Here is a 1,906-nt window from a genome sequence, read left to right as displayed (position 1 = left end):
TATTGAACAGTCCGAAGGCGAACTGCTGAGCGCTTTTCTGGGCCAGTACTATTTTGGCGGCAGCACCCGGCGCGAGATCCCGCCGGACATTCTGGTACCGCTTGACGTCGAGGGCCAGGAGTTGCTGGCCCGGGCCCTGACAGAAACCGCTGGCCGCGATACCCGGATCCGCAAAAATGTGCGGGGAGAGCGCAGGCGCTGGGTAGAGCTGGCAATGACCAACGCCCGGCAGACCTTGCTGACCCACCTGGCAAGCAAAGAAACGGTCTACCGCAGATTGCTGGCACTGCGGGACCTTCTGGAACTGCCGGCAACGCCTTCGCGTATGGAATGTTTCGATATCAGCCACAGTCAGGGGGAAAACACGGTCGCATCCTGCGTGGTTTTCGACGAGAATGGGCCCCTGAACAGTGACTATCGCCTCTACAACATTGAAGGCGTCAAGGCCGGCGATGATTACGCCGCAATGCAGCAAGTCCTGATGCGGCGATACAAGCGCATGGTGTCCGGGGAGGGCAAGCGGCCTGATCTGGTGCTGATTGACGGTGGCAAGGGTCAGTTGGGAATTGCCAAAGCTGTTTTTGACGAGCTGGGAATTTCGGATATTCCCCTGATCGGCATTGCCAAGGGGGTGACCCGACGTGCCGGGATGGAGCAATTGATTGATGCCATGACCGATGACGTGTTCAGGGTGCCTGCCGACTCGCCTGCACTGCATCTGATTCAGCACATTCGCGACGAGTCACACCGGTTTGCGATCACCGGACACCGCGCCAGGCGGGACAAGAAGCGACGCAGCTCGACACTGGAGGGTATCGACGGTGTCGGGCCGAAACGCAGACGGGACCTGATCCGCTACTTCGGGGGTATCCAGGACCTGAAAAAAGCGAGTGTTGAAGAAATGAGCAAGGTTCAGGGAATCAGTCGCAACCTGGCAGAGACCATCTACGCAGTGCTGCACGACGAGTAGGGAACGCATGAATTTACCGAACATACTCACGCTGTCGCGAATTACCATGATTCCGGTGTTCGTGGTTATTTTCTATCTGCCGTTGCAGTGGAGCTATTTTGTCAGTGCTGCCATTTTCGCGCTGGCCGCGGGGACCGACTGGCTGGACGGCTACCTTGCCCGTCGTCTTGACCAGAGTACGCCTTTTGGTGCCTTTCTCGATCCCGTTGCCGACAAACTGATGGTGGCGGTGGCACTGACGGTGTTAATCGAAGCCCATTCCAGCTTTATACTGACGATCCCCGCCACGGTTATTATCGGGCGGGAAATCGTCATTTCTGCCCTGCGTGAATGGATGGCGGAAATCGGCAGCCGCGCCAGTGTTGCGGTGTCCTATATCGGCAAGATCAAAACCGTGGCCCAGATGGTTTCCATTACCCTGCTGCTGGCCTACCCGGTGGGTGAAACCTGGACCTGGCTCGGTCTGGCACTGCTATATATTGCGGCAGGGCTTACCTTGTGGTCGATGGTGCTTTACCTGAAGGCGGCCTGGCCGGAGCTTTTTCCTCGTAAAACTCCTGGCTGACCGAGACCAGTCACGCCATCAGCTCGCTGGTTGCGCTCGGGCCGCCAGGGGGGAGTGCTGTTAACGCCTGAAGTAAAACAAAAATTCCAAAAAGAGGTTGACGCAATCGGGCGAATCCGTAGAATACGCCAACGTTGATCAAGCGGGAATAGCTCAGTTGGTAGAGCACAACCTTGCCAAGGTTGGGGTCGCGAGTTCGAATCTCGTTTCCCGCTCCAGTCAACAGGTCCTGAAGTCTCTCAACGCCTACCTGAGAGCACAAAAGTTTCGAATTCCATTCGGACTTTTCCCGGCGCGGTGGCAGAGTGGTTATGCAGCGGACTGCAACTCCGTTAACGCCGGTTCGATTCCGACCCGCGCCTCCATTTTTA

General features: G+C 57.1%; 2 protein-coding genes and 2 tRNA genes. All 4 read left to right on the top strand.

Annotated features, from left to right (window positions below; all coding sequences use genetic code 11):
• Positions 1-970: excinuclease ABC subunit UvrC (gene uvrC, locus VJ956_RS14800; protein WP_324085809.1), on the top strand; the 970-nt coding region annotated here is incomplete at its 5' end.
• Between the two features lie 7 nt (positions 971-977).
• Complete coding sequence (gene pgsA, locus VJ956_RS14795; RefSeq protein WP_324085808.1) at positions 978-1,535, top strand: CDP-diacylglycerol--glycerol-3-phosphate 3-phosphatidyltransferase; 558 nt, start codon at positions 978-980, stop codon at positions 1,533-1,535.
• 142 nt (positions 1,536-1,677) lie between these two features.
• A tRNA-Gly gene (locus tag VJ956_RS14790) sits at positions 1,678-1,753 on the top strand.
• 73 nt (positions 1,754-1,826) lie between these two features.
• A tRNA-Cys gene (locus tag VJ956_RS14785) sits at positions 1,827-1,900 on the top strand.
• The last annotated feature ends 6 nt before the right edge of the window (positions 1,901-1,906 follow it).

Origin of the sequence: Marinobacter sp. (assembly GCF_035268745.1) — a bacterium.
GTDB lineage: Bacteria > Pseudomonadota > Gammaproteobacteria > Pseudomonadales > Oleiphilaceae > Marinobacter.
The sequence above is the reverse complement of the archived record's forward strand: the minus strand, read 5'-3'. Positions and strand labels throughout refer to the sequence as shown.

What these genes read in the sequence shown, in the direction of transcription:
- pgsA (WP_324085808.1), top strand. Translation starts at nt 978, where the DNA reads ATGAATTTACCGAACATACTCACGCTGTCGCGAATTACCATGATTCCG.